This window comes from Streptococcus australis (genome assembly GCF_901543175.1).
Lineage (GTDB): Bacteria > Bacillota > Bacilli > Lactobacillales > Streptococcaceae > Streptococcus > Streptococcus australis_A.
Map to the genome: position 1 here is coordinate 1,224,724 of NZ_LR594040.1, position 25,913 is coordinate 1,250,636.

31 protein-coding genes, 1 tRNA gene, 1 pseudogene and 1 other annotated feature are annotated in these 25,913 nt (G+C 42.0%); of the genes and pseudogenes, 8 read left to right on the forward strand and 25 right to left on the reverse strand.

What is annotated here, in order from left to right:
• The 5 genes from FGK98_RS06150 to FGK98_RS06170 all read right to left on the reverse strand — a co-directional run bounded on the left by FGK98_RS06150 (nt 1) and on the right by FGK98_RS06170 (nt 4,739).
• Nucleotides 1-1,263 carry a glutamate-5-semialdehyde dehydrogenase gene (locus FGK98_RS06150; RefSeq protein ID WP_138100485.1) on the reverse strand — a complete coding sequence of 421 codons (1,263 nt, stop codon included), beginning with the start codon at nt 1,261-1,263 and terminating at the stop codon, nt 1-3.
• A 9-nt stretch (nt 1,264-1,272) separates the two neighbouring features.
• The gene (gene proB, locus FGK98_RS06155; RefSeq protein ID WP_241993345.1) at nt 1,273-2,382 is read right to left on the reverse strand and encodes a glutamate 5-kinase; all 1,110 of its coding nucleotides are present in this window, start codon (nt 2,380-2,382) and stop codon (nt 1,273-1,275) included.
• A gap of 101 nt (nt 2,383-2,483) precedes the next feature.
• Entirely contained in the window at nt 2,484-3,383 is a 900-nt protein-coding gene (locus FGK98_RS06160; RefSeq protein WP_138100487.1) for an RluA family pseudouridine synthase, read from the reverse strand.
• Nucleotides 3,367-3,834, reverse strand: a complete 468-nt coding sequence (gene lspA / locus FGK98_RS06165; RefSeq protein WP_138100488.1) for a signal peptidase II — start codon at nt 3,832-3,834, stop codon at nt 3,367-3,369. The genes FGK98_RS06160 and lspA overlap by 17 nt, the downstream gene beginning before the upstream one ends.
• Complete coding sequence (locus FGK98_RS06170; protein WP_138100489.1) at nt 3,831-4,739, reverse strand: LysR family transcriptional regulator; 909 nt, start codon at nt 4,737-4,739, stop codon at nt 3,831-3,833. Before FGK98_RS06170 ends, lspA begins: the two co-directional genes overlap by 4 nt.
• Between FGK98_RS06170 and FGK98_RS10270 the strand changes: the two are divergent.
• Nucleotides 4,732-4,833: pseudogene (locus FGK98_RS10270) on the forward strand (AraC family transcriptional regulator); the annotation flags it as partial. The gene FGK98_RS06170 and the pseudogene FGK98_RS10270 sit on opposite strands and share 8 nt — an antisense overlap.
• Before the next feature lie 134 nt (nt 4,834-4,967).
• Here FGK98_RS10270 and rpmA read toward each other — a convergent pair.
• The 4 genes from rpmA to FGK98_RS06190 form a co-directional block, all read right to left on the reverse strand.
• The gene (rpmA, locus tag FGK98_RS06175) at nt 4,968-5,261 is read right to left on the reverse strand and encodes a 50S ribosomal protein L27 (RefSeq protein WP_000916509.1); all 294 of its coding nucleotides are present in this window, start codon (nt 5,259-5,261) and stop codon (nt 4,968-4,970) included.
• Nucleotides 5,262-5,277: 16 nt separating this feature from the next.
• Nucleotides 5,278-5,622: a ribosomal-processing cysteine protease Prp gene (locus FGK98_RS06180; protein ID WP_000613698.1), complete on the reverse strand. Its 345-nt coding sequence runs from the start codon at nt 5,620-5,622 to the stop codon at nt 5,278-5,280.
• A gap of 15 nt (nt 5,623-5,637) precedes the next feature.
• Nucleotides 5,638-5,952, reverse strand: a complete 315-nt coding sequence (gene rplU, locus FGK98_RS06185; protein ID WP_000109141.1) for a 50S ribosomal protein L21 — start codon at nt 5,950-5,952, stop codon at nt 5,638-5,640.
• A 33-nt stretch (nt 5,953-5,985) separates the two neighbouring features.
• Nucleotides 5,986-6,105, reverse strand: a sequence feature (ribosomal protein L21 leader region).
• A 64-nt stretch (nt 6,106-6,169) separates the two neighbouring features.
• The gene (locus FGK98_RS06190; RefSeq protein WP_138100490.1) at nt 6,170-6,856 is read right to left on the reverse strand and encodes a YoaK family protein; all 687 of its coding nucleotides are present in this window, start codon (nt 6,854-6,856) and stop codon (nt 6,170-6,172) included.
• A gap of 155 nt (nt 6,857-7,011) precedes the next feature.
• Here FGK98_RS06190 and FGK98_RS06195 point away from each other — a divergent pair, with 155 nt between their 5' ends.
• Nucleotides 7,012-7,989: a Gfo/Idh/MocA family protein gene (locus FGK98_RS06195; RefSeq protein WP_138100491.1), complete on the forward strand. Its 978-nt coding sequence runs from the start codon at nt 7,012-7,014 to the stop codon at nt 7,987-7,989.
• Nucleotides 7,986-9,068, forward strand: a complete 1,083-nt coding sequence (locus tag FGK98_RS06200; RefSeq protein ID WP_138100492.1) for a DEAD/DEAH box helicase — start codon at nt 7,986-7,988, stop codon at nt 9,066-9,068. Before FGK98_RS06195 ends, FGK98_RS06200 begins: the two co-directional genes overlap by 4 nt.
• 24 nt (nt 9,069-9,092) lie before the next feature.
• Here the strand turns inward: FGK98_RS06200 and FGK98_RS06205 are convergent, their stop codons facing one another.
• A complete protein-coding gene (locus FGK98_RS06205) occupies nt 9,093-9,470 on the reverse strand; it encodes a DUF1934 domain-containing protein (protein WP_138100493.1) in 378 nt (125 codons plus the stop codon).
• A gap of 71 nt (nt 9,471-9,541) precedes the next feature.
• Here FGK98_RS06205 and FGK98_RS06210 point away from each other — a divergent pair, with 71 nt between their 5' ends.
• Both FGK98_RS06210 and yidA read left to right on the forward strand, forming a co-directional pair.
• Entirely contained in the window at nt 9,542-10,849 is a 1,308-nt protein-coding gene (locus FGK98_RS06210) for an HD domain-containing protein (protein WP_138100494.1), read from the forward strand.
• Nucleotides 10,850-10,858: 9 nt separating this feature from the next.
• Entirely contained in the window at nt 10,859-11,665 is an 807-nt protein-coding gene (yidA, locus tag FGK98_RS06215) for a sugar-phosphatase (protein ID WP_138100495.1), read from the forward strand.
• Nucleotides 11,666-11,786: 121 nt separating this feature from the next.
• Here the strand turns inward: yidA and FGK98_RS06220 are convergent, their stop codons facing one another.
• The 9 genes from FGK98_RS06220 to FGK98_RS06260 form a co-directional block, all read right to left on the reverse strand.
• The gene (locus tag FGK98_RS06220; protein WP_455164705.1) at nt 11,787-12,116 is read right to left on the reverse strand and encodes a 50S ribosomal protein L7/L12; all 330 of its coding nucleotides are present in this window, start codon (nt 12,114-12,116) and stop codon (nt 11,787-11,789) included.
• A gap of 152 nt (nt 12,117-12,268) precedes the next feature.
• Nucleotides 12,269-13,234: a hypothetical protein gene (locus tag FGK98_RS06225; protein ID WP_138100496.1), complete on the reverse strand. Its 966-nt coding sequence runs from the start codon at nt 13,232-13,234 to the stop codon at nt 12,269-12,271.
• 91 nt (nt 13,235-13,325) lie between these two features.
• Nucleotides 13,326-14,006 (reverse strand): hypothetical protein, encoded by a 681-nt coding sequence (locus tag FGK98_RS06230; protein WP_138100497.1) that lies wholly within the window; start codon nt 14,004-14,006, stop codon nt 13,326-13,328.
• Nucleotides 14,007-14,157: 151 nt separating this feature from the next.
• Nucleotides 14,158-14,229: transfer RNA gene (locus FGK98_RS06235), tRNA-Arg, on the reverse strand.
• A gap of 42 nt (nt 14,230-14,271) precedes the next feature.
• Nucleotides 14,272-14,619 (reverse strand): 50S ribosomal protein L19, encoded by a 348-nt coding sequence (gene rplS / locus FGK98_RS06240; protein WP_001068670.1) that lies wholly within the window; start codon nt 14,617-14,619, stop codon nt 14,272-14,274.
• A 118-nt stretch (nt 14,620-14,737) separates the two neighbouring features.
• Nucleotides 14,738-15,067 (reverse strand): fluoride efflux transporter CrcB, encoded by a 330-nt coding sequence (gene crcB, locus FGK98_RS06245; RefSeq protein WP_138100498.1) that lies wholly within the window; start codon nt 15,065-15,067, stop codon nt 14,738-14,740.
• Nucleotides 15,061-15,435, reverse strand: coding sequence for a fluoride efflux transporter CrcB (gene crcB, locus FGK98_RS06250; protein WP_138100499.1), 375 nt, complete (start codon nt 15,433-15,435; stop codon nt 15,061-15,063). The genes crcB (FGK98_RS06245) and crcB (FGK98_RS06250) overlap by 7 nt, the downstream gene beginning before the upstream one ends.
• Nucleotides 15,432-15,698, reverse strand: a complete 267-nt coding sequence (locus FGK98_RS06255; protein ID WP_138100500.1) for a chorismate mutase — start codon at nt 15,696-15,698, stop codon at nt 15,432-15,434. Before FGK98_RS06255 ends, crcB (FGK98_RS06250) begins: the two co-directional genes overlap by 4 nt.
• Nucleotides 15,699-15,815: 117 nt before the next feature.
• Complete coding sequence (locus FGK98_RS06260; protein ID WP_001162133.1) at nt 15,816-16,259, reverse strand: flavodoxin; 444 nt, start codon at nt 16,257-16,259, stop codon at nt 15,816-15,818.
• 103 nt (nt 16,260-16,362) lie between these two features.
• Here FGK98_RS06260 and FGK98_RS06265 point away from each other — a divergent pair, with 103 nt between their 5' ends.
• Both FGK98_RS06265 and FGK98_RS06270 read left to right on the forward strand, forming a co-directional pair.
• Nucleotides 16,363-17,298, forward strand: coding sequence for a DHH family phosphoesterase (locus FGK98_RS06265; protein WP_138100501.1), 936 nt, complete (start codon nt 16,363-16,365; stop codon nt 17,296-17,298).
• Between the two features lie 95 nt (nt 17,299-17,393).
• Nucleotides 17,394-17,636: a type B 50S ribosomal protein L31 gene (locus tag FGK98_RS06270; protein WP_000710762.1), complete on the forward strand. Its 243-nt coding sequence runs from the start codon at nt 17,394-17,396 to the stop codon at nt 17,634-17,636.
• Nucleotides 17,637-17,883: 247 nt separating this feature from the next.
• On the opposite strand, the gene carB is transcribed toward FGK98_RS06270, so the two are convergent.
• From carB to FGK98_RS06300, 6 genes are all read right to left on the reverse strand, one after another.
• Nucleotides 17,884-21,060 (reverse strand): carbamoyl-phosphate synthase large subunit, encoded by a 3,177-nt coding sequence (gene carB, locus FGK98_RS06275; RefSeq protein ID WP_138100502.1) that lies wholly within the window; start codon nt 21,058-21,060, stop codon nt 17,884-17,886.
• 291 nt (nt 21,061-21,351) lie between these two features.
• Nucleotides 21,352-22,434, reverse strand: a complete 1,083-nt coding sequence (locus tag FGK98_RS06280) for a carbamoyl phosphate synthase small subunit (protein ID WP_138100503.1) — start codon at nt 22,432-22,434, stop codon at nt 21,352-21,354.
• 49 nt (nt 22,435-22,483) lie between these two features.
• Nucleotides 22,484-23,407, reverse strand: coding sequence for an aspartate carbamoyltransferase catalytic subunit (locus FGK98_RS06285; protein ID WP_138100504.1), 924 nt, complete (start codon nt 23,405-23,407; stop codon nt 22,484-22,486).
• Between the two features lie 21 nt (nt 23,408-23,428).
• The gene (pyrR, locus tag FGK98_RS06290) at nt 23,429-23,950 is read right to left on the reverse strand and encodes a bifunctional pyr operon transcriptional regulator/uracil phosphoribosyltransferase PyrR (RefSeq protein ID WP_038806244.1); all 522 of its coding nucleotides are present in this window, start codon (nt 23,948-23,950) and stop codon (nt 23,429-23,431) included.
• A gap of 209 nt (nt 23,951-24,159) precedes the next feature.
• A complete protein-coding gene (gene nth / locus FGK98_RS06295) occupies nt 24,160-24,789 on the reverse strand; it encodes an endonuclease III (RefSeq protein WP_038806245.1) in 630 nt (209 codons plus the stop codon).
• Nucleotides 24,789-25,331, reverse strand: a complete 543-nt coding sequence (locus FGK98_RS06300; protein ID WP_138100505.1) for a YceD family protein — start codon at nt 25,329-25,331, stop codon at nt 24,789-24,791. The genes nth and FGK98_RS06300 overlap by 1 nt, the downstream gene beginning before the upstream one ends.
• A gap of 167 nt (nt 25,332-25,498) precedes the next feature.
• On the opposite strand from FGK98_RS06300, the gene FGK98_RS06305 reads away from it, so the two are divergent.
• Nucleotides 25,499-25,828, forward strand: coding sequence for a helicase BlpT (locus tag FGK98_RS06305; protein ID WP_138100506.1), 330 nt, complete (start codon nt 25,499-25,501; stop codon nt 25,826-25,828).
• Nucleotides 25,829-25,913: the final 85 nt, after the last annotated feature.

Here is a 25,913-nt window from a genome sequence, read left to right on the forward strand (position 1 = left end):
TTACTCCCTTATCTGTCCGTCACCAGTAACCACATACTTGTAGCTGGTTAATTCCTTCAAGCCCATTGGCCCACGCGCGTGCAATTTCTGGGTAGAAATTCCCATTTCACATCCAAGACCAAATTGCCCACCATCAGTGAAACGCGTTGAAGCATTGACATAAACCGCTGCTGAGTCTACTTGATTTGTAAAGTAAGCCGCAGCTTCAGCATTTTCTGTCACAATGGCGTCCGAATGATGGGTACTGTGGGCTTCAATATGCGCAACCGCTTCTTCTAAACTGCTAACGATCTTAACCGCTAGGACATAGTCTAAAAACTCAGTGTCAAAGTCTTGGGCCTCGGCTGCTCGACCTGAAACAAACTGACTTGCTTTCTCATCCAAGCGGAATTGAATCGGTTCCAGCCCATCTTCTTTCCGACTTGTAACCAGAACTTGCTCCAAGCGAGGAAGGAAATCCGCTGCCTTGTCTTCATGAACCAGCAAAACTTCCATAGCATTGCAGACAGAAGGACGACTGGTTTTAGCATTGTTGATGATAGACAGAGCCTTGTCTTCATCGGCATCCTTGTCCACATAGACATGGACAATTCCAGTACCTGTCTCGATAACGGGTACGATAGCATTTTCAACCACAGCATTGATCAAACCAGCTCCTCCACGAGGAATGAGAAGGTCTAGATAGCCCTTGGCCTTCATCATAGCATAACTACTTTCTCGACTGGTATCTTCTACTAGTTGAATCACATCAGGATGAATGGTCGTCGTCTCCAAGCCCTTCTTCAAGGCTGTGACAATAGCATGGGCAGTTTGGTAGGCGTCCTTACCACTACGAAGAACGACCGCATTCCCACTCTTTAGAGCCAAGGCAGCCGCATCAGAAGTTACATTCGGACGGCTTTCATAGATAATACCGATAACACCCATAGCCACACGTTTCTTGGTAATAACCAAGCCATTTTCAAGATGACTTGTTTCTAGGACTTCACCGATAGGATCTGGTAAAGCAACCACTTCACGAATCCCTCTTGCCATCGCTTCTATACGTTCCGCATCCAAATAAAGACGGTCTAGCATAACATCTGAGATTTTCCCCTTGGCTGCTGCCATATCAAGGGCATTTGCCACTAAAATCTCCTCAGTAGCTACCAATAAATGATCAGCCATGGCTAGCAAGGCTTGGTTTTTCACTGTTTCACTAGCAGTGTTGATTGACTTTTTAACAGCCTGTACTTGTTCAAATTGTTCTTGTGTCCTTACCATCGTTCACCTCTAAAATTCTGTAAAGAGCAGCTGGATTTCAGGAGTGATGGAAATCCAGTCATCACGGTGAATCAAGACTCCCTTAGCTTTTTGAGAACGGAGCATATCTTCTAGGGCTGAGACACCAAATTGGACACGTCCCTTTCCAAGAGATTGACCCGTTTCTTTATCTGCTACTGTTACAATATCGTGGTAAGAGAAGTTCCCTTCCACTTCTACCACACCTGATAAAAGGAGACTTTTTCCGTTTTTTGAAAGTGCTTCTGCAGCTCCACCATCTACCCAAATCGTCCCCTGACTTTGAGCATAGAAGGCCAGCCATTGTTTCTGGGTACGAAGTCCCTTCTCTTGCGCAACAAAGAAGGAACCATCCTTGGTCTCCTCCGCTGCCTCGATCAAGGCATCAGATTTCATGGAAGAGCAGATATAGACTGGCACACCTGACTCCGTTGCAATCGTAGCCGCCTTGATTTTAGTCAACATACCACCTGTACCATTAGACGAACCTGCTCCACCAGCCATATCAATAATCTCACGATTGATAGTCTCGATTTTCTCAAGACGTTTAGCTCTTGGATCTGAGTTGGGATTGCCAGTATAGAGACCATCCACATCGGTCAAGAGAACCAAAAGGTCTGCTTGGACCATCGCTGCTACCTGAGCACTCAGAGTGTCATTATCACCCACCTTGAGTTCGTCAATGACGACACTGTCATTTTCATTGATGATGGGAATCGCTCCACGATGAAGCAATACAGACAAGGCCTGATGGGCATTCTTATAACGACGTTTATCTACAAAATCATCCTGGGTCAGCAAGATTTGCGCGGAGACGATTTGGTGCATGAGGAGGTTGGTTGTGTATTCCTCCAACAAAAGTCCCTGACCAACTGCAGCAGAAGCTTGTTTATCTGCAATCTTGATCGGACGTTTTTTAAAACCCAAAGCTCCAAATCCAGCGGCAACTGCCCCAGATGACACCAAAATCAACTCATGTCCAGCTTCATGCAGCATAGCTAATTGTTGGGTAATTACCTTTACTTTACTTCTTGATAAACTCCCGTCTTCATTTGTCAAGGACGAAGTCCCCACCTTAAAGACGATTCGTTTGTACTTCATATTCTCACTCCGATTCTTCATATTTATCCATTATAACATGAATGTTTTAAAATGGAAAAGACTTGAAATGAAAAAGGTTGAGACAAGGCATCTCAACTCTTTTATCTATTCTCAGTTTTACGCAATCTTTCCAGCGTTTCTTTAAAAATCTCTGGAATATCTGCTGTGAACTCCAAGGTTTCACCTGTTCTCGGATGAGTAAAACCTAGAGTTTTAGCATGGAGGAATTGTCCATGTCCTTTCAAGGTTTTGCGTGGACCATAGACCTCATCCCCAGCGACCGGATGGCCAATATAAGCCATATGAACACGGATTTGGTGGGTACGCCCTGTTTCCAGTTGCAACTCCACTAAGCTATAATCACCAAAACGTTCCAAAACCTGAAAACGGGTCACTGCTGGCTTCCCTTTAGCAGTCACAGCCTGTTTCTTACGGTCTTTTTCGCTCCGACCAATCGGTGCTTCAATCACACCACGATCATTTGGCAGATTGCCATGAACAATCGCCCAGTATTTGCGTAGAGACTTCTTGTCCTTGAGTTCTTGAGCGAGCGCTAAGTGAGCCTCATCATTCTTAGCAATCATGAGCAGACCAGACGTGTCCTTGTCAATGCGGTGAACGATTCCTGGGCGGAGAACCCCATTGATACCTGACAGGTCCTTGATATGGTACATGAGGGCATTGACCAAGGTTCCACTAGTATGACCTGCGCTGGGATGGACCACCATGCCTTGAGGTTTGTTAACAACGGCTACATCCTCATCTTGGTAGATGATCTCGAGTGGCAGATTCTCAGCCACATACTCTAAAACCTCTGGTTCTGGCACATGGTAGGTGACGACATCGCCCTCTTGGACAGTGTATTTTGCTTTCTTGGCTTGCCCATTAACCAAAACTTGTCCAGCCTTGATTTGTTCATTAGCGAGACTGCGTGACAATTCTGTCAGGTCAGACAGAGCCTTGTCTAAACGTTGCCCACCAGTTTCAATTTTTATTTCCATTTACTTCCTCTTTAAGCATTGCAATCAATAAAACAACGACACCAACTGTCAAATAGCTGTCAGCCACATTGAAAATCGCAAAGTTGATAAAGTCTAGGTGAAACATATCCACCACAAAACCTTGACTCATCCTGTCGATAAAGTTGCCAAGACCTCCTGCGATTATCAGAGTCAGTCCAAAGACCAGCCAAAGAGAAGCCTCCATGTGCTTATGTAGATACCAAATGGCACCCGCCATAACAACCAAGGTAATGATAGCAAAAAACCACTGCTGGTCTTGTAACATAGAGAAGGCTGCCCCTCTATTTTGCAGGTAGGTCAAGCTAACGAGATTGGGTATCCAAGACCGAACCTCTCCCAAAGGTATCTGTTGGACGACATAGGCTTTAACCCACTGATCCAGTGCAATTAAGAGCAGTACAATCACTGCCACTATTCCTCTTTTTTTCATGATTTCCTCTTTTGATCAAAATATTCTTGCATGACCTCAACGAAGAGTGTCCCAGCTTGACTAAGCTCGACTTCTTCCCGTTTGACATAAACCATGCGATTATCTAAATTATCCTTGAGGCGAATAACTGTAATGCCATTAACACTATCACTATCCAAAAATCCAGACCCCGTCGCATACGCATCCGTTCGCTCTAAAATACCATTTAAGGTAGCACGGTCCGTCACATTGAACATCTGGGAGCTAGCACTGGTATCAACAAAGTTCTCTGAATAGTAAAGGTACTCGTCCTTTTCCTGAGTAAAGCGAACTGTTGGTAAATCAGCTAAATCCTCCATGACCAGTTCTTCTTTTTCCGCCAAGGGATGTCCTTCACGCAAATAGATGTGAGTATGAAAAGGAATCAACTCAATGACTTCGAGACCTAACTTTTCAACCCGTTGCATAATTCCCTTTTGATTTTGATTATTAAGGTAAATAATCCCAATCTCACTATGACCCTGAGCTACTTCATCTAGGATTTGAACTGTAGTAGACTCAAAAATACGGAAGTTTTTGTAGTCAGGATAGCGCTCTGAAAAAGCCGTAATCGTTGGTGGCAAGAAGTCATAGTGCTGACTGGCAATGGAAAATTCATCCTTTTCTTCCTCAGGATTGGCATACTGATTTTGAAAAACATCAAATCCCTTGACCAATTCCTGCGCTTTCTCGTAAAATTCCATACCACGACGGGTCAAAAAAGTCCCCGAACTCGTCCGACGGAAAATCTTAAAGCCCAGCTCTTTTTCCAAATCGCGTACAGAAATAGACAGACTGGGCTGACTGACATACATCTTTTCAGCAGCTTCTCGGAAAGTACCACTATTGGCAATAGCAACAACATAGCGTAATTGTTGAATATTCATCTTCTACCCCCAACTTCTCTATCTGTTCATTATACCATAATTCAGAAGTTTTCCACAAAGGAAAAAGAATAGCCTTCATAAAATCCAACTACACTAGACTTAAAAAAAGATGGGTATCAAAACAAGAAAATAGGCTCTCCGAAAACTCGGAAAGCCTATTTAATGCTACTTAGAGCTTCCTCGCCTTTTCATTTCAAGGCTCGGGATAAAAAGGTTCACTGGACCTTTTTATTTAGCGATTGGATAAACAGAAACTTGTTTCTTATCGCGACCTTTACGTTCAAAGCGTACTACGCCTTCAACTTTAGCGAACAAAGTATCGTCTCCACCACGTCCAACGTTTACACCTGGATAGATGTGTGTACCACGTTGACGGTAAAGGATTGATCCACCTGTTACAGTTTGTCCGTCAGCTGCTTTAGCTCCAAGACGTTTCGCTTGTGAATCACGTCCGTTTGATGTAGAACCTCCACCCTTTTTGTGGGCGAAAAGTTGCAAGTTGTTAAGAGTCATTTTTAACATAATGTTTTCCTCCGTGTTAGTTTTCTGTGATAACTCTGGTTTGGACGAACTCAGATGAGTCCTCCGATAAGTTTGCCATACCCAAGAAAAATGATTCGAAGAATAACTGGGTCATTTCTCTCTGGTGTGAAGGAAGATCTTTTGGTATTTCCACCATCAGATAGCCACCTTCATCTTCGTTTAATTCTAGGATTGGTTCATAGCCTGCAAATTTCTCAATGGAATTGATAAAGTTAATGGCAAGCGTAGAAACCGATGCACACACGACATCTAAGCCGTATTCGCCACTCTCGGCGTGTCCAGTAATTTCCGCACTCCTCAGCTCGCCATCTTCGGCTCTCTCAAAGACTGCTTGTATCATGTGTTCTCCTTAAAATTAAGCGTTGATTGCGTTGATGACAACTTTTGTATATGGTTGACGGTGACCTTGTTTACGGTGGCTACCTTTTTTAGGTTTGTACTTGTAAGTAACAACTTTCTTTTGTTTTCCTTGTTTTTCAACAGTTCCAACTACAGTAGCTCCAGCAACAAGTGGAGTTCCGACAACAGTGTTTTCACCACCAACAAGAACAACTTCGTTAAAAGTAACTTCTTGACCAGCTTCAACGTTCAATTTTTCAACGTAAACTGCTTGACCAACTTCAACTTTAACTTGTTTTCCGCCAGTTTTGATAATTGCGTATGTGCTCATTATGCACCTCCTATGATTTTTTGGGTTTCCCCGTATTTTGTGAAGACTCGCCTAGCATCGTGGGACGAACCACTTAGTATATAAGCTCTATGTATAACAAAGTTTAAACCTCGTATACGACGAGCAACGATGTTCGTGCGGTTGCACAGGACTGTGCATAGTCAACTCTTCAAGTATAGCATATCTTCTTTTTTCTTACAAGTAAAATCAATCAAAATTAAGTTTTTTCTTTCCCTTTTTTCTTCCAAGAAGCAAAAAGCATACTGAGGTAAAAGATGCTCATCATCACGGGAACACCTAGAATCGTCTTTTCATGATAGAAAACCGTCAAATAGGCTGAAAAGACAACTCCAAGAACAAAGCTGGTAAGTAGGCTAACGAAAATCAAGGCTTCACGCAGGAAGGGCGTATGTTTAGTCCGGAAATAATCCCCAAAAGCCAACATGGTTCGTTTAATATTCCCTGTCATAAAGGCATTATTATAGGCAATCCCCGACACTTCTCCAAAGGCTGTTGTCACCAATCCCATACAAAAGGCTAAAGGTGGGACTAAGTAGATATTGTCTACTGACAAGGGAACAAACCCAATGATTATGGATAATACCGCGAGTGGGATCAAGGACAAAATCGGCTTTTTAACAATTCTCAATTTTTCCTTATAAATAGTTAATAAAAGGACCCCCATCATAAAAGCTAGCAAGGTCATTACTTTGGCACTAGCATCTGACACATTATGTTGAATGAGTCCTACTGATAGAAAAACCACATTCCCAGTCTGTCCTGCCACAAGGGTATTTCCTCGCACAATAAAGGTATAGGCATCGACATATCCTGCACAAAAAGTCAAAAAAAGCGCTAGCCTCTTAGACTGACGTGATATTTTTCTTATTGGTAATAATCTCATTTTCTCCCCCTTTTCATTTCATCTACTTATTTAAATATTGTACCACTTTCTCCAAGAAATGCGTAGTCCATTTGAAAATTTTTACCATCTATTGGATAGTCCTTCTTTTCTGTGTTATAATGAAGGAAGGATTTGAAGTCGGAAAAGGAGTATCTATGCTTAAATTAGGTGTCATCGGAACAGGCGCTATCAGCCATCATTTCATAGAAGCAGCCCATGCTAGCGAAGAATACCAGCTGGTCGCAGTCTATTCTAGAAAACTAGAAACTGCCGCAACCTTTGCTTCTCGCTATCAAAATGTCCAACTCTTTGATCAATTAGAAGACTTCTTCAAGTCTTCCTTTGATGTAGTCTATATCGCCAGTCCAAACTCCTTGCATTTTGTTCAAGCCAAGGTTGCCTTGTCTTTTGGTAAGCATGTTATTCTTGAAAAGCCAGCTGTCACTCAGCCACATGAATGGCTAGATTTGAGGCAAACAGCTGAGAAAAATCACTGTTTTATCTTTGAAGCAGCTCGTAATTACCACGAAGAAGCTTTTACCACTATCAAAAACTTTTTAGCAGACAAGCAAGTGCTAGGAGCAGATTTTAACTATGCCAAGTATTCTTCCAAGATGCCTGACTTGTTGGCTGGACAGACACCCAATGTCTTTTCAGACCGTTTTGCTGGTGGAGCCCTTATGGACTTGGGGATTTATCCTCTCTACGCAGCCGTTCGCCTTTTTGGAAAGGCTCAGGACGCGACCTACCAGGCTCAACAACTTGACAATAGCATTGACCTAAATGGAGACGGTACCCTCTTCTACCCCGACTTCCAAGTTCATATCAAGGCAGGAAAAAACATCACTTCCAATCTTCCTTGCGAGATTTATACATTAGATGGAACCTTAACACTCAACACGATTGAACATGTCCGCTCAGCTATTTTTACCGACCACCAAGGAAATCAAGTCCAGCTCCCTACCCAACAAGCTCCTCATACGATGGCTGAGGAAGCCACTGCATTTGCACACATGATCCAGCAACCAGACCAGACACTTTACCAGAACTGGCTGGATGATGCGGGTTCTGTTCATGACCTATTATATACCATGCGCCAGACTGCTGGCATTAGATTTGAGGGAGAAAAATGAAAACCAAACTACCTATTGAATGGCAAGAACTAAGTAACCGACTTGGTTTCCAAGAATTCACCCCCATTCAAACTCAACTATTTGAGCCCCTTCTTGCTGGAGAAAACCTCCTAGGAGTGAGCCCAACAGGAACTGGTAAGACCCTAGCTTACCTCCTACCGAGTCTACTCAGACTACAAAAGAAAAAAGCCCAGCAACTCTTGATTCTAGCACCAAATACAGAACTTGCTGGACAGATTTTTGATGTATGTAAAACGTGGGCTGAAGCTATCGGCTTGACTGCTCAGCTCTTCTTATCAGGTTCGAGTCAGAAACGTCAGATTGAACGCCTAAAAAAAGGGCCAGAAATTCTGATTGGAACTCCTGGCCGTATCTTTGAGTTGATTAAATTGAAAAAAATCAAGATGATGAATGTGGAAACCATCATCCTGGATGAATTTGACCAATTGCTCGATGATTCTCAGATTCACTTTGTCGAGAAAATTACTCACTACGCACCTCGTGACCACCAACTCGTCTACATGAGTGCGACGACCAAGTTTGACCAAGAAAAGATTGCTCCAAACACGCGCACCATCGACCTTTCTGACCAAAAGTTGGACAACATCCAACACTTCTACATGCAGGTAGACCAACGTCACCGAGTGGATATGCTACGAAAGCTTGCTCATGTAGAGGACTTTCGTGGTCTGGTCTTCTTTAACAGCCTATCAGACCTTGGGAGCGCAGAGGAAAAACTACAGTATCGGGATATCTTGGCTGTTTCCCTCGCTAGCGATGTCAATGTCAAGTTTAGAAAAGTTATCTTGGAAAAGTTTAAGGATAAGCAGCTAACCTTGCTCCTTGCAACTGACCTTCTGGCTCGTGGAATTGATATCGATAGCCTAGAATGTGTCGTAAACTTTGATATTCCTAGAGATATCGAAACTTACACCCACCGCGCTGGCCGTACAGGTCGCATGGGCAAAGAGGGCTATGTTATCACTCTCGTAACCCATCCTGAAGAACTAAAAAAACTCAAGAAGTTTGCAAATGCACGTGAAATTATCCTAAAAAACCAAGAACTCTATATTAAATAAGGTTGGCTCTCGCCAACCTTTTTCTTATCCCCAAGTAATTTCCAATTGATAGCTGGCAAAGGGGTGTCCCTCTTGATTTTGTAGTTGATAATCTAAATGAATCTTTTGCCCATCAACTTCATAACGGCTCGTTTGGATGATAAACTCCTGCATACCCATTGGAGTAGGGATATAGGCTAAACTATCGCTATCCCTTAGAAAGCGCATAATGGTCTTGGGATTGGAAAATCGGCTCATCACCAGTTCTTCTTGATGAAATTTGAGAACCACTTTTTCCTTTTCCTCATTATAAAAGAGTAAATAGCCATAATCTCCTTTTTCACGCACTTCCACGTCATAGAGTTGATCAATGACTTCCAACTGTTCATCAAACTGAATCGTATTTCGCATCCGAATCTTCACATCAAATCCTCTTTCTTGTCTCTTGTCCTACTATTTTACCAAAAAGAGCAGGATTTTGCTATAATGGTCATATGAACGAAAAAGTATTCCGTGACCCAGTTCACAACTATATCCATGTTAATAATCAGGTCATCTATGACTTGATCAATACAAAAGAATTTCAACGTCTGCGCCGTATTAAGCAACTCGGCACATCCAGTTATACCTTCCACGGTGGGGAGCACAGTCGTTTTTCTCACTGCCTCGGGGTCTATGAGATTGCACGTCGTATCACAGAGATTTTTGAAGAAAAATATCCTGAAGAATGGGATCCCGCTGAGTCTCTCTTGACCATGACCGCTGCTCTCCTACATGACCTTGGGCATGGTGCCTATTCGCATACTTTTGAAAATCTTTTTGATACAGATCATGAGGCCATTACTCAGGAAATCATCCAAAGTCCTGAGACAGAGATTCACCAAGTCCTGCTTCAAGTAGCGCCAGATTTCCCAGAAAAGGTAGCCAGTGTCATCGACCATACCTATCCTAACAAGCAGGTCGTGCAGCTCATTTCTAGTCAAATTGATGCAGACCGCATGGACTATCTCTTGCGCGACTCCTATTTTACAGGAGCATCTTATGGGGAATTTGACCTGACTCGAATCCTCCGAGTGATTCGTCCTATCGAAAATGGTATCGCCTTTCAGCGTAATGGCATGCATGCCATCGAAGACTATGTCCTCAGTCGCTACCAGATGTATATGCAGGTTTATTTCCACCCAGCAACACGCGCCATGGAAGTTCTCCTGCAGAATCTCCTCAAACGTGCCAAGGAACTCTACCCTGAGGACAAGGACTTCTTTGCACGAACTTCTCCACATCTCCTCCCTTTTTTCGAGAAGAAAGTCACTCTAACTGACTATCTGGCTCTTGATGATGGCGTGATGAATACCTACTTCCAGCTCTGGATGACCAGTCCTGACAAAATTCTAGCAGACTTGTCGCAACGCTTTGTCAACCGCAAGGTCTTTAAATCCATCACCTTTTCACAAGAAGACCAAGACCAACTCGCAACCATGAGAAAATTGGTTGAAGAAATCGGTTTTGATCCAGACTACTACACTGCTATTCATAAGAACTTTGACCTCCCTTATGATATCTATCGTCCCGAATCTGAAAATCCACGGACTCAGATTGAAATTTTACAAAAAAATGGGGAGCTGGCAGAACTCTCTAGCCTGTCTCCTATCGTCCAATCCCTTGCTGGCAGCCGCCACGGAGATAATCGTTTCTATTTCCCAAAAGAAATGTTAGATCAAAACAGCATTTTCGTAAATATCACCCAGCAATTTTTACACTTGATTGAGAACGATCATTTTAGCCCAAATAAGAACGAATAGAGGAACTATATGAGTATTAAACTAATCGCCGTCGATATCGATGGTACCCTAGTCAACAGTAAAAAGGAAATCACTCCTGAAGTCTTTTCTGCCATCCAAGACGCCAAACAAGCCGGTGTCAAAATCGTGATTGCAACGGGTCGTCCCATCGCAGGTGTTGCCAAACTTCTGGATGACTTGCAGTTAAGAGACGAGGGTGACTATGTAGTAACCTTCAACGGTGGCCTTGTCCAAGAAACTGCGACTGGACATGAAATTATCAGCGAATCCTTGACCTATGAGGATTATCTGGATATGGAATTCCTCAGTCGCAAGCTCGGTGTCCACATGCACGCCATTACCAAGGACGGTATCTACACTGCCAATCGCAATATCGGAAAATACACGGTGCACGAATCAACCCTCGTCAGCATGCCCATCTTCTACCGTACTCCTGAAGAAATGGCTGACAAAGAAATCGTCAAGTGTATGTTTATCGATGAACCTGAGATTCTCGATGCTGCAATTGAAAAAATCCCAGCAGAATTTTACGAACGCTACTCTATCAACAAATCTGCTCCTTTCTACCTAGAACTCCTTAAAAAGAATGTAGACAAGGGTTCAGCGATAACTCACTTAGCTGAAAAACTCGGATTGACCAAAGATGAAACTATGGCGATCGGGGACGAAGAAAATGACCGCGCCATGCTCGAAGTCGTTGGAAACCCCGTTGTTATGGAAAATGGAAATCCAGAACTCAAAAAAATCGCCAAATACATCACCAAAACGAATGACGAATCTGGCGTAGCCCATGCTATTCGTACGTGGGTCTTGTAACATGATTATCATATAGAAAAAGTACCCCATAAGTTAGAGATAAAAGTCTAACTTCTGGGGTGTTCTTTTTGAATATTGAATTCGTCACAAACGAGTTACCTTTAGAAACTTGCAAAACAAATCACTCTTCCCCCTCAAACATCAGAGCATCTAATTCTTCTCTTTCAGCTGCAATCTCTTCAAAGGTAGAAATAATATTATTTAAAAATTCTAAGGTGATAATACCAGTCGAATCTCTCATCGTAACCATAGTCCCAATAGCACTCAACTCATGGATGAGGGCTCTCATCTTTTTCAATTCGTCCAAATCTAACATGTCTACCTCTATTACCGTGTCATGATTATTTATTTTGGATTGGATTAAAGAGAAAGGTAAGGATGAATAATTTCTTAACAACTTATAGGTTCCTGACTTGTCACCTATAGAATCTATACAAATAGCTAGCATCATTTTTACTCCTTTATACTTGAAAACATCAGTATCCCATGTCTACAAGGAAGAGATATAAGCTTGAATCTCCTCTATCATACATCGATTTGTCGTTCTTACTCTTATAGCTTGAAGCCATAAAGATAAAGCAAGCACAATAGCTTGCTTGAAAGTTAAGGAATTAAAAATTGATTTTCATAATCTTTTGGGAGCTCATAAGATATTTCTCCATTACTATTACCAAATCGACTTTGATTAAAAATTGGAAATAGCTTGGAGTCGTACACAGTTTTTATAACAAAACGTTCTCTTTCAAAACTAATAGTTGCAGCTACTGAGGGATCCTTAAAAACTGATTGTTCCCCTTGGGAATGCAAGCGAACGTCTATAGTAGCTACTTCTTCAGGATATTTCTCAAATCTAACATCAAAACGAATGTCGCTACCTGTCGAAGGAATGTACATTTGATATTCACTTACACTGATACTTTGAATCTTTCCTAATTTCTGTTCCAATTCTGGGTCGTTTCTATACAGGTCTGTTTGGATAGCTAGTTTGAAATTTTCCTCATGTTCTTGTAGCCATCTGTTAAGAAGACGAATCATACTTTCTTTTTGAATTTGCCTGGATACATCCTTGCCTTTGCTAACAGAATCATCCAAAAGTTTATTCATAGTTTCAGTCAATTTATCTTGCTCTCGCTTCCAATCCCACGAGGGGTCACTTGATACCTCTACTACTGACAAGTACCATCTCTCCATAGTTTCAGGAGATTTATAAGGATTGGGTTTTATAAATGTAAAAGGACCTATACCAGCATCAGGAAAGTATAATTCTACTTTCATTGACTGCTTGCGATTATTATTAGCATAGGCTGTAAGGGAGATATGATAATTTCCACCTACATCTCCACCATTATCAAAGCCTCCCCTCGCAGAACCTGGTAAAAGCGTCACTGACTTTATATATTGCCCTTGACTATCTATGTCTGCAATAATTTCGCTCTTGATAGAATCCTCATGATCATGAATAAACTTACCAGTGTTCCCAATCGGTAGCCTAATTAACAAATATGACAAACCAATAATAATAAAGGGAACGGAAATCGCAAGGAATATCCACTTGTTCGATTTTAACATAATATCTCCTGATGCTCATTAAAAATCAGTTATGAAACAGCTTTTATAGTGCTTTATCTTTCAACTCGACGGTTACTTTTTTCAATTTCATTCATTGATTATCCTCCCGTTGTTTAAATATAGTTAAATCTATTTGAACAGCCTCATCCTTAGATTCCATTAGTATTGAAATTCCATAGATTGTTCCACTAGAGTAATCTAATATTATTCGACAGGTCGTATCTTCTGGCATATCGTACTTATTTTTAAGATATTTATAGAGGCCAGAATGATTTTCAGGCTGGTAGATAATATCGCTCAATTCAGTTTCAGCACTCTTAAAGGTTTCTTTTATATTCAAGGAAGCGAAATAATCTCTTTGTACTACCAAATTAAGAATTTCTTCATCATATAAAGGAGTTACCTCCGACCCATAATTTAACTTCCCATTAGAGTAAGTAACAGGAACTGTTTCTTTATTATCCCCAATTTTTATTGTATAGTCACCCTTAATGTCAGATTGGCTAGTATCTAAGAATACTTTATAATCCTTTACTACGTTTCCACTCTCTATATAAATACTATTTTTGTAAAGCTTTAATCCATTAAAATCCTTCTTATCTTGCTCTAAAAATTTAAATATAGGCTCAAACGTTTTTTCAAATTCGTACTGTTCCTTTGTTCTGTTTTTGGGAATGGTTTCACCACCCAAACTACATCCATTCAGTGTATAAAGAGTCAGGACCATTAGCATCACACTAACAACCCAAAATAAGCGTTTATGTTTTTTCATCTCTTTCTCCTAAACATTCTATACCTATTATAACATAAAAAAGAGAGCGATTTTCTTCTCCCTATATATTTTCATGGCCTCTTATGAGTTAATAAACAAAAAAACACTGAATCTTCAGTGTTTTCTTTATGTTTCTTTACGCTTCTTATTATGCCCCCTGCAGGGATCGAACCTGCAACTACTCCTTAGGAGGGAGTTGTTATATCCATTGAACTAAGGGAGCTAGAGAAAAACTCTGCTGGGTAAGCAGAGTTTTTTAGTCGAATTAACGACGGATTTCTTTGATACGAGCTGCCTTACCTTGAAGAGCACGTAAGTAGTACAATTTCGCACGACGTACTTTACCGTAACGAACAACTTCGATCTTTTCAACACGTGGAGTGTGGATTGGGAAGATACGCTCAACACCTACACCGTTAGAGATTTTACGAACTGTGTAGTTTTCTGAGATACCAGCACCTTTACGTGCGATAACAACACCTTCAAAAATCTGAACACGTTCACGGTTACCTTCGACAACTTTCGCGTGTACACGAACTGTGTCACCAGGACGGAATGATGGGATATCTGTACGAAGTTGACCTTCAGTCAAACTTTGGATTAATGGATTCATTTTATTCTCCTATCTTTGTCAATCTTGAGGAACCTTCCTCAGCGGATAAACTGTATTTTTGTGCGTCCATTACACACAAGATACAGTTTACCAAATTTCCACCTAAAAGTAAAGAAATTTATAGCAGAATTCCTAAAAAAATCGCTAGAAAACCGCCTAGGTAAGTTAAAAGAAAATAGCTAAAAAATACTTTCTTGTCACTTAACAGTCTTTGTAGCTCGTCATTCAGAGTTGAAAAGGTCGTCAACCCACCACAGAAACCTGTCGCGAGGATAGTATAGACTTCCTTAGACTCCACATGGTTATAGAGCAAGCCAATCAAAAAACAACCGAGAAGATTGGCTATGAGAGTTCCTAGGGGGAACTTTGAGGATTGATTATATTGGGAAAAGAAATACCGCACTAGGGCTCCGAAGCCGCAGGCGATTGCAAGATAGACGATTACCATTTCTTCCTCCCTAGATAATAAGCCAAGAGCAGGCCTCCACCAATACTCAAAAGTAGGTAGATGCCTAAACTAAGATAACGCCCGGTATTAAGCAATTTCACAGCATCCAAGAGCAGGCTAGAAAAGGTTGTTAAACCACCACAAAAGCCTGTACCCAGCGCCAAAACCAAGCCCTTACTGCTTCCCTTATAGAGCAGATAGCCTTTTACCAGATAGAGCAAACAGAAAATGCCCAGATAGTTGACAAGGAGGGTCCCCCAAGGAAAGTCGGGACTAGCTGGCAACTGACTAGATACAAAATAGCGGACAAGGCCACCTGACATAGCAGCTAAAAAAATCCCGAGCGGATAGAATTGTTCTTTTTTCATTTGATGTTTTGATCCTGATAATCACGCGAACGTTTGAGAATATATGAAAAAGTCGCAACAATGGTTTCTTGATAGCGCTTATCTTCTACTCGATTTTTGACTTTCTCAAAAATAACTTCTTCTCTCTTAGAATCTAAGATTGGCTTACCAGATGCTTTCTTATAAGTGACAACCCCTTCAACTAGGTGCATCCGTTCTTCTAGGAGCTTGACGATTTGATCGTCAATTTGATCAATTTCTTGCCGAATAATATCTAAATCCATGGCATCTCCTCCTTTATTTGAATTATTGTATCAAAAAGCTTATAAATAGGCTAGTAAAATCCCAAAATAACTAATAAAAAACTGCATCGACTTATTCCAGTCAGCGCAGTCTGATTCTTATCCTACCTTAGCAGCCAATTCTTCTGCGAATTGTTCCAAGCGTTCAATATCTTCTTCCTCAGCAGAGAGATCAACTTTGACACATTCTGAACCTTTTTCTGCTCCTGTCGCTACAAAAACGCGATCAAAGTCATCGACAGCCTTACAGAATTCGTCGTAGAAGGTATCTCCTGAACCGACCACTCCGTAGATTTTGCCATTCAAGTTGAGATCTGCTAGGTCTTCGTAGAAGTCCATCATCTCATCTGGCAATTCTCCATCACCATAAGTGTAAGTCGCAACGATAGCGATGTCTGCTTCTAAGAAGTCTGAAGCGTCAACAGTTGTACACTCATCCACATCGACATCCAAGCCTAATTCACGCAATTTGTCTGCAACAATATCTGCAATTTCTTCGGTATTACCGGTCATACTGGCAAATACAATTTTTGCTAATGCCATATCGTCCTCCTCAATTTATCTTTCTCCATTATATCACATCTTTTTCATTTTAAAAATAAAAATTCTTGTGCTACAATGAAATGAGAAAGAATTGAGGTTATTTATGGAAATTTGCCGGCAAATTTTAGAGAAAATCAAAGAATACGATACCATTATCATTCATCGTCATATGAAACCAGATCCAGATGCCATAGGGAGTCAGGTAGGTTTAAAAACTCTTCTCACACACCATTTTCCAGAAAAGACCATCAAAGCAGTCGGTTTTAATGAACCGACTCTAGCTTGGATGGCGGAAATGGATACTGTCCAAGATAGTGACTACCAAGGAGCCCTTGCTATTATTTGTGATACAGCGAATCGTCCTCGTATCGATGATAAACGCTATGAACAAGCTGATTTCACCATCAAAATCGATCATCATCCAAATGATGATATCTATGGCGACCTATCTTGGGTGGATACAAGTTCAAGCAGTGCCAGTGAGATGATTGCTCTATTTGCTCAAGAAAACCAACTAACTTTGTCTAGCGAAGCGGCACGACTTCTCTATGCAGGAATTGTCGGGGACACAGGGCGTTTTCTCTACCCGTCAACTAGTGCCCGTACCTTTAGAATAGCTGGCCAGCTCCGAGAAGTTGATTTTGACTTTGCTGGACTGTCTCGTCAAATGGATACCATGAGCTTCAAGATTGCAAAATTGCAAGGGTATGTTTATGATCACTTAGAAGTTGATGAGAATGGGGCTGCACGCGTTCTGCTTACTCAAGACATCTTGGAAAAATATAAGGTTACGGATGCTGAAACGGCTGCGATTGTCGGAGCACCTGGTCGAATTGATACCGTTAAGGCTTGGGTCATCTTTGTTGAGCAAGTTGACGGTCACTTCCGTGTGCGTATGCGCAGTAAAATCACCCCTATCAATGAAATTGCCAAAGAACACGACGGAGGAGGACATCCATTAGCTAGTGGCGCCAATTCCTATAGTCTAGAAGAAAACGAAATCATCTACCAAAAATTAAAAAACTTGCTTAAAAACTGATAAAATACTTGCCAAACTTTTCAGAATCTGATAGACTAGTAAGGTAACAATCTATGGCTCGCAAAGAGACCATGGCAGAAAGGAAATATTGCAAAATGAAAAAAGATATCCATCCAGAATATCGCCCAGTTGTCTTCATGGACACAACTACTGGTTACAAATTCCTTAGCGGTTCAACAAAACGCTCTAACGAAACTGTTGAGTTCGAAGGCGAAACTTACCCATTGATCCGTGTGGAAATTTCATCAGACTCACACCCATTCTACACTGGACGTCAAAAGTTCACTCAAGCAGATGGACGTGTGGATCGTTTCAACAAAAAATACGGTCTCAAATAATCAACCGCATTTATTGCTTAAAAACGTTGATACAAAGCCTTTTCCAAGAAATTGGAATTGGCTTTTTTGTTTTTGGTACCGTCTTGGTTTAACTATACGGTATATATATAATATTTTACAGCTATATCCCTTTAGAAACGTTGATTTAATAAGGATTTAAACACTATAGAGTATATCTTTGTAAAATACGGTTTCAAATAATTATAAAAGAACCTGAGACAAAATAGTTCTCAGGTTTTTTTCTTGATTAAATAGCTTCTGTAACGAAACTACGACTTTCTAGCACCTTTAGCATGGCATCTGCTGTGTCTAGGGCTGTAAAGAGTGGCACACCGTGTTCAATGGCTGAACGGCGGATTTGCTCACCATCTTCGTCAGCAGTTCGTTTGGTTCCGACAGTATTGATGATAGCTTGGATTTTCCCTTTGCGGACAAAGCTTGGAATATCCTTCTCATCATCACCGATCTTACCAACAGGCTGGGCATGCAGTCCATGACTGGCAAAGAAGGCTGCGGTCCCTTCTGTCGCGAGAATACCGTAACCGATATTTTGGAAACGGCGAGCCAAGTCCAAGGCTTCTTCTTTGGCATCATCAGCGATGGTAAATACAACGTTACCAAAGGTTGGCAAATGGAGGTAAGAAGCTTCAAAGGCCTTATAGAGAGCTTTTTCTAGAGTTGCATCAGATCCCATGACTTCACCTGTTGACTTCATTTCAGGTCCGAGCAAGCTATCTACCTTAGCTAACTTGGTGAAGGAGAAGACTGGAGCCTTGATGTGAACGCGAGTACTTTCAGGGTAAAGTCCATCTTGGTAACCAAGTGCTTCAAGGCTTTGACCAAGAATGAGCTTGGTTGCTACCTGAGCCATAGGGATATTGGTTACCTTTGATAGGAAAGGAACCGTACGACTGGCACGAGGGTTGACCTCGATGACATAGACTTTTTCATCCTTGATGACAAACTGGATGTTCATCATGCCAAAACAGTTAAGACCAATTGCTAGGCGTTTGGTGTAGTCGGCGATGGTCTCCTGAACCTTTTGCGACAAGGTTTGTGGTGGGTAAACGGCCATTGAGTCACCTGAGTGGACACCAGCACGTTCGATGTGTTCCATGATACCGGGGATGAGAACATTTTCTCCGTCTGAAATGGCATCAACTTCACACTCTTGCCCAACGATGTAAGAGTCGACAAGAACAGGGTGGTCTGGACTAGCCTTAACAGCGGTACGCATGTAAGAACGGAGGTCCTCCTCGTTTTCAACGATTTCCATGGCACGTCCCCCCAAGACATAAGATGGGCGAACGAGGACTGGGAAACCAATCTTACGAGCAGCAAGCACTGCTTCTTCTTCATTGGTAGCTGTTTGTCCTGGTGGCTGTGGAATATCCAAGTCTTTAAGGGCTTGCTCGAAGAGGTCACGGTCTTCTGCACGGTCTAGGTCAGCGACTTGCGTACCAAGGATGGTCACACCTGCTTTTGCCAATGGCTCCGCAAGGTTGATAGCTGTTTGACCACCAAACTGAACAATAACACCTTTTGGTTGCTCCAAGTCGATAACATTCATAACATCTTCGAAAGTCAACGGTTCAAAGTAGAGCTTGTCAGATACCGAGAAGTCTGTAGAAACGGTCTCTGGGTTTGAGTTCATGATGATGGCTTCATAGCCAGCAGCCTGAATAGCCTTAACTGAATGAACAGTTGCGTAGTCAAACTCAACCCCTTGCCCGATACGGATTGGACCAGAACCTAGGACTAGTACAGATTCTTTATCAGACTTGATAGACTCATTTTCCCAACCATAGGTTGAATAGAAGTATGGAGTTTCTGATTCAAATTCTGCGGCACAGGTATCAACCATCTTGTAGACAGGAACAATCTTGTTTTCCAAACGAAGTTGGCGAACTTGGTCAGCTGTCGTTTCCCATAGTTCAGCAATCTTACGGTCTGAGAAGCCATTTAGTTTAGCTGTTTTCAAAACTTCTAGATCTCGTGGATGGGCACCCAATTCTTGCTCGATTTCAAAGATATGCAAGAGTTTATCAAGATAAAAGATATCAATCTTGGTCAATTCAGCAATTTCTTCTGGTGTGTAACCACGTCGAATGGCTTCTGATACGTAGAAGAGACGGTCATCTTGGGCCTTGACAACTTTTTCAATCAAGGCATCATCAGAAATCGCTGCAAGCTCAGGCATTTCATTGTGGTGGACACCAATTTCAAGGGAGCGGCAGGCCTTAAGGAGAGATTCTTCAATGTTTCGACCAATCGCCATGACTTCTCCAGTTGCCTTCATCTGGGTACCGAGACGACGTTCACCTTTTTCAAACTTATCAAACGGGAAACGTGGAATCTTGGCAACCACATAGTCAAGGGCAGGCTCAAACATGGCGTAGGTTGAGCCCGTAACTGGGTTGATAACCTCATCTAGAGTCAAGCCTACTGCAATCTTAGCAGCCAACTTAGCAATCGGATACCCTGTCGCCTTAGATGCAAGGGCAGAAGAACGCGATACACGAGGGTTTACTTCGATAACATAGTACTTAAAGCTGTGGGGATCAAGAGCTAGCTGAACATTACATCCGCCTTCAATCTTGAGGGCACGAATGATGCTCAAGCTGGCATCACGAAGCATTTGGTTCTCATAGTCTGACATGGTTTGCGCAGGGGCAAATACAATGGAATCCCCTGTATGAATCCCAACTGGGTCAAAGTTTTCCATGTTACAAACAACGAGGGCATTATCAGCTGAGTCGCGCATGACTTCGTATTCGATTTCCTTGAAACCTGCAATGGAACGCTCAATCAAACATTGGGTAACAGGCGACAACTTCAACCCATTTTCAGCGATTTCACGCAATTCTTCCTCGTTGGCACACATACCACCACCAGTACCACCTAGGGTAAAGGCTGGACGAACGATAACTGGGTAACCAATTGTCGCTGCAAAGGCAACTGCTTCTTCAACTGTATTGACAATTTCAGATTCAGGGATGGGTTGCTCAAGTTCTTCCATCAACTGTTTAAAGAGGTCACGGTCCTCCGCTTGGTCAATGGCTGATAATTTGGTACCTAGAAGTTCAACACCAAGCTCATCTAGGATACCATTTTTAGATAATTCCATGGCCATATTCAGACCAGTTTGTCCTCCAAGGGTAGGTAGCAAAGCGTCGGGACGTTCCTTACGGAGAATACGCGTCACAAACTCAAGTGTAATCGGTTCGATGTAGACTTTGTCAGCAATCTCCTTATCCGTCATGATGGTTGCAGGGTTTGAGTTCACCAAGACAACCTCATAGCCTTCCTCTTTCAAAGACAAGCAGGCTTGGGTCCCAGCATAGTCAAACTCAGCAGCCTGACCAATAATAATCGGACCAGAACCAATCACCATAATTTTTTGAATATCAGTACGTTTAGGCATAGTTTATGATACAAAGCCCGTCAAGAACAAAGTGAAAATAGGAAACTCGGTGCAGACGCCTTCAGCGTCAAAACGATGTTTATCTTTTTCACACAGTTCTTAGGGCGTGTTCACTTCCGCGAACACTGTACCTTCTCCTTTCTATTCGTCGCCTCACGGGGCGACATTAAATAAATTCTCCGACGATTTTTCAATAATAAATCGAGTGTAAAACATTTCAGTATCTCTTTGCTCAACTAAAAGAAAGGACTTGCCTTTCTATCCGACAAGCCTCTGACAGAGTTTCCTATATCAGCGATTAGCAGATTTAAACGACCCCATCATTTCAATAAATTCATCAAAGAGATAGCTTGCATCGTGCGGTCCTGGAGCTGCATCTGGGTGGAATTGCACAGAGAAACCTGGTTGGTATCTGTGACGCACACCTTCAACTGACTTGTCGTTAATTTCTTCGTGGGTAATGATCAAGTGCTCTGGCAAGTCCTCACGGCTGACCGCATAACCATGGTTCTGGCTAGTAAAGTCTACTCGTCCTGTTGCAATTTCACGAACCGCGTGATTAAATCCACGGTGACCAAATTTCATCTTGTAGGTCTTGGCTCCATTTGCCATAGCAAAAAGTTGATGCCCCATACAGATACCAAAGATTGGAATTTTCCCTTGCACGCCTCGAATCATATCCAGAGCCTGAGGAACATCTTCTGGATTTCCTGGACCGTTTGACAACATGACTCCGTCAGGATTGAGGTGAAGAATTTCTTCAGCAGTTGTCGAATAAGGAACCACAGTCACGTTACAGTTACGCTTAGAAAGTTCGCGTAAGATGGAGTGTTTAAGACCAAAGTCTACCAGTACGACACTCAATCCAACTCCAGGAGCAGGATAAGCCGTCTTTGTAGAGACTTGCTTGATATTATCTGTCGGTAGAACTGTCGCTTGGAGCTGGTCTGTGATATGGTCCATGGTATCACCAACATGCGTAAGGGTTGCACGCATAGTACCATGCTTACGGATGATTTTGGTCAGGGCACGCGTATCAATCCCAGAAATGCCCGGAATTTTCTTGGCTTTCAAGAATTCGTCCAAGGTCATTTGATTGCGCCAGTTGCTGGCTCTACGCGCTTCTTCAAAAACTACTACTCCCTTACAGGTAGGACTGATGGATTCGTAGTCGTCACGATTAATTCCATAATTTCCCACCAATGGGTAGGTAAAGGTTAAGATTTGTCCATTGTAAGACTGGTCTGTAATGGATTCTTGGTAACCAGTCATCCCTGTGTTAAAGACGATTTCCCCTGTTACATCAATATCTGCTCCGAAGGCCTTGCCTTCAAATACTGTACCATCTTCTAATACTAGAAGTCGTTTTTTCATCTACTCACCTCTCATTGATGCTCTCAGACATCTTTTAACGCTTTGTGCCTTATTTTGCTTTTCTATAGGCCAGCACAGATTCTAAAATTGCCATTCTGACAAAGACACCGTTGGTCATTTGTTGGACGATACGTGATTTTGGTGCTTCAACCAGGTGGTCTGCGATTTCAACATCACGATTGACTGGAGCTGGGTGCATGAGGATTGCTTTTTCTTTCAAGCGGTCATAGCGTTCTTGTGTCAAACCATGCTGGATATGATAGTCTTCTTTTGAAAATCCTGTCACAATTTCATGACGTTCATGCTGCACACGAAGAAACATCATAACATCTACTTGATCAATCACCTCATCAATTGATACAAAGCGACCGTAATGTTCAAACTCCTCACTTCTCCATTCCTCAGGACCTGCAAAGTAAAGCTCCGCTCCCAAGCGTTTAAGGATTTGCATATTAGACTTAGCTACCCGTGAGTGGTTTAGGTCGCCAGCAATAGCCACCTTAAGACCTTCAAAATGTCCAAATTCTTCATAAATTGTCATCAAATCAAGCAAGCTCTGGCTAGGGTGTTGCCCTGAACCGTCCCCACCATTGATAATGGAGGTTGTAATAGTCGGGCTAGCAATCAATTCTCTATAGTAATCCACTTCTGGGTGACGAATGACACAGGCATCCACTCCTAGTGCAGACAAAGTTAGAATGGTGTCGTAGAGTGTTTCACCCTTGTTCACTGAGCTGGTCTTCACATCGAAATCTAGTAGATCAAGTCCAAGTTTCAGTTCTGCTACCTCAAAGGATTTGTGGGTACGAGTTGAACTTTCAAAGAAAAGGTTGGAAACGATATGCTGTTCCGCGTAGGAAGCAGTTGCTCCATTTTTAAATTCGATTCCGCGTTTGATCAATTTCATTACTTGTTCTACAGTAAGGTCTTCCATAGAAACTACGTGTTGCAAAGCTTGTTTATTTTCTGACATTTTTTTACTCCTTTTAGTGTTTTAGGCTTGTTCTGTGATTAGTACTCTGTCTTGTCCATCTAGTTCTGTCATCTCTACGATAATTTCTTCAGAACGACTGGTTGGGATGTTTTTCCCAACATAGTCTGGGCGGATTGGCAATTCTCTATGGCCACGGTCAACCAAGACTGCTAAACTCACACGAGCAGGGCGACCATGGCTGACGATGTTGTCAATAGCTGCACGAATGGTACGACCTGTATAGAGCACATCGTCCACCAAGATGACTTCCCGATCAGTCACATCAACAGAGATTAAAGAAGTATCTTCACCACTTTTTACATCGTCACGGAAAGGCTTAGTGTCTAACTCCACTACAGGAACGGAGAGAGCCTCTAACTGCTCCAAACGTTCTTGGATACGGCGAGCGATAAAGACACCTCGCGTTTTAATACCAGCCAAAACGATTTTGTTCAAATCTTTGTTTCGCTCAATAATCTCGTATGTAATCCGAGTAATCGCGCGTTTGACGGTCAATTCGTCTACAACTTCTTTTGTCTTCATGACAAACCTCCAAAAAGAAAAGTCTCCTTAACAAGGAGACTTCAGAATGTATAGCCAAGCGAGCCCTACCATAAACAGTATAGACTCCACCTATCTACTTGATCCAGCTCCTTGCCTGCCTCACGGGACAGGTTTAAAGGAATATTTTATTGTTATTACTATATCACAAAGAAAGGATCAATGCAAGAAAAAAACATAAAATTTTCATCTTATAACGAACTAAAATCATATAATTGTGGATAGTGATCGCATTCTGGATTTTTTGGATGGCAGATAGCTCGTCCAAAGTAGATCATAGCTTGATGGGCTGCCAACCATTTCTCTGGTGGCAGAATGTCCATGACACGTTTTTCTACTTCGAGGGGCGTTGCCGATTTTTTGACAATATCATGATGCTTGCAGATACGCTCAACATGAGTATCCACCGCAAAGGCTGGAATGCCAAATCCCACACTCATGACGACGTTGGCGGTCTTGCGACCAACACCAGCTAGGCTTTCCAATTCCTCCCGAGTTTGAGGTACTTGACCATCAAAATCTTCCAAGAGTTGCTGGGCACATTTTTTAAGGAATTTGGCTTTATTACGATAAAGACCTAGACGTGAAATATGTGAAGCAATTTCACTTTCAGTCGCGACAGACATGGCTTGAGGCGTTGGAAAAGCAGCAAAGAGGCCTGGTGTGGCCTTGTTGACTGCGGCATCTGTCGTCTGTGCTGACAACATCACCGCAACCAAGAGTTCAAAATGATTGGTAAAATCGAGGCTGGGTTTGGCATCTGGGAAGAGAGCTATGATTTCTTCAAGCACCTTTCGTGCTCGTTTTTTAGACAAGACCATTATTCGTCTCCGTCAAATAGTCCTTGCAAGCCAGCAAATGGACTGTTTTCTTCTTTCTTGACTGCTTGTTGAGCTTGGTATTCTTCCTCTGTCATGATTTGCCAGTCATTTCCAGACACAAAACCTTGACCAGCTTCTTCTTCAGCCGTCAAGACTTTGATTGGAATATTGAGCAAAATATTATCTGCTACGCTCTCAGCAAGGTCGATTTCCCCATTTTCGATAGGTAGGACCAAGTCATCGTCTAAAACTTCCTGATCTAGTTGGTTGGTTGCGCCTTCCATGAAAACCTCTGTCACTGGATAAGACTCTGCCAACTCAACTGGCTCCATACTGCGGCTGGAAGCAAGAACAATGGTGTAAGATAGTTGATAATCTAAGAAATACATACGGTCTTCGTACTGTACTTTCCCAACCGCAAGGATATCTTTGACATCTATAATTTCTTGATTACGGGTACGTAAGTCTGATGCCAGGTCTAAAGCTTGTTCAAAATGCAAGCCTTCAGGCTGCTTACGAATTTCTTGAATAGTTAACTTCATATTTCCTCCATAAAGATTTACTCTCTTGATTATACCATGAAAAGGCTACAAGACAGCCTTCCAAACCTTGATATTAAAATCTCATTTTTAACATACTTACTATGACATATTTTCTGTTTAGTGCTATACTATAGGCAAGAATAGATCAGAGCAAGGAGGATGCTCATATGGAAGACAAAGAACTAATCAACCAAGCTTACCAACTCCTTTCCGAGTTAAATAAAAGCTACCAAAGTTGCAAACAAGGTACAGTCGATGATTTCCGTCTACAAGAACTGCTAAACAGCACTCTCAAGGAACTTAAAAAAGCGGAAAGGCTTGACAACAGTATCTTAATTGACCTTGAGAAATTTTACCAACGTACCAGTCTTCTGATAGGCCTCGGTAGCCTAAAACTAAACGATCCAGCACGAACTTCTTGGCGAAACTATGATAAGTTCCATTATGAGCATGTCAAACACGTACTGACTCTCTATGGACCTGTTTTTGGATTTTAGAGTTTAAAATTTCAGATTTACTGTTGACAAAATTTCCATAAAGGTATAGGATAGAGGTACTAATACTCGGAGGTAAGGGAGACAT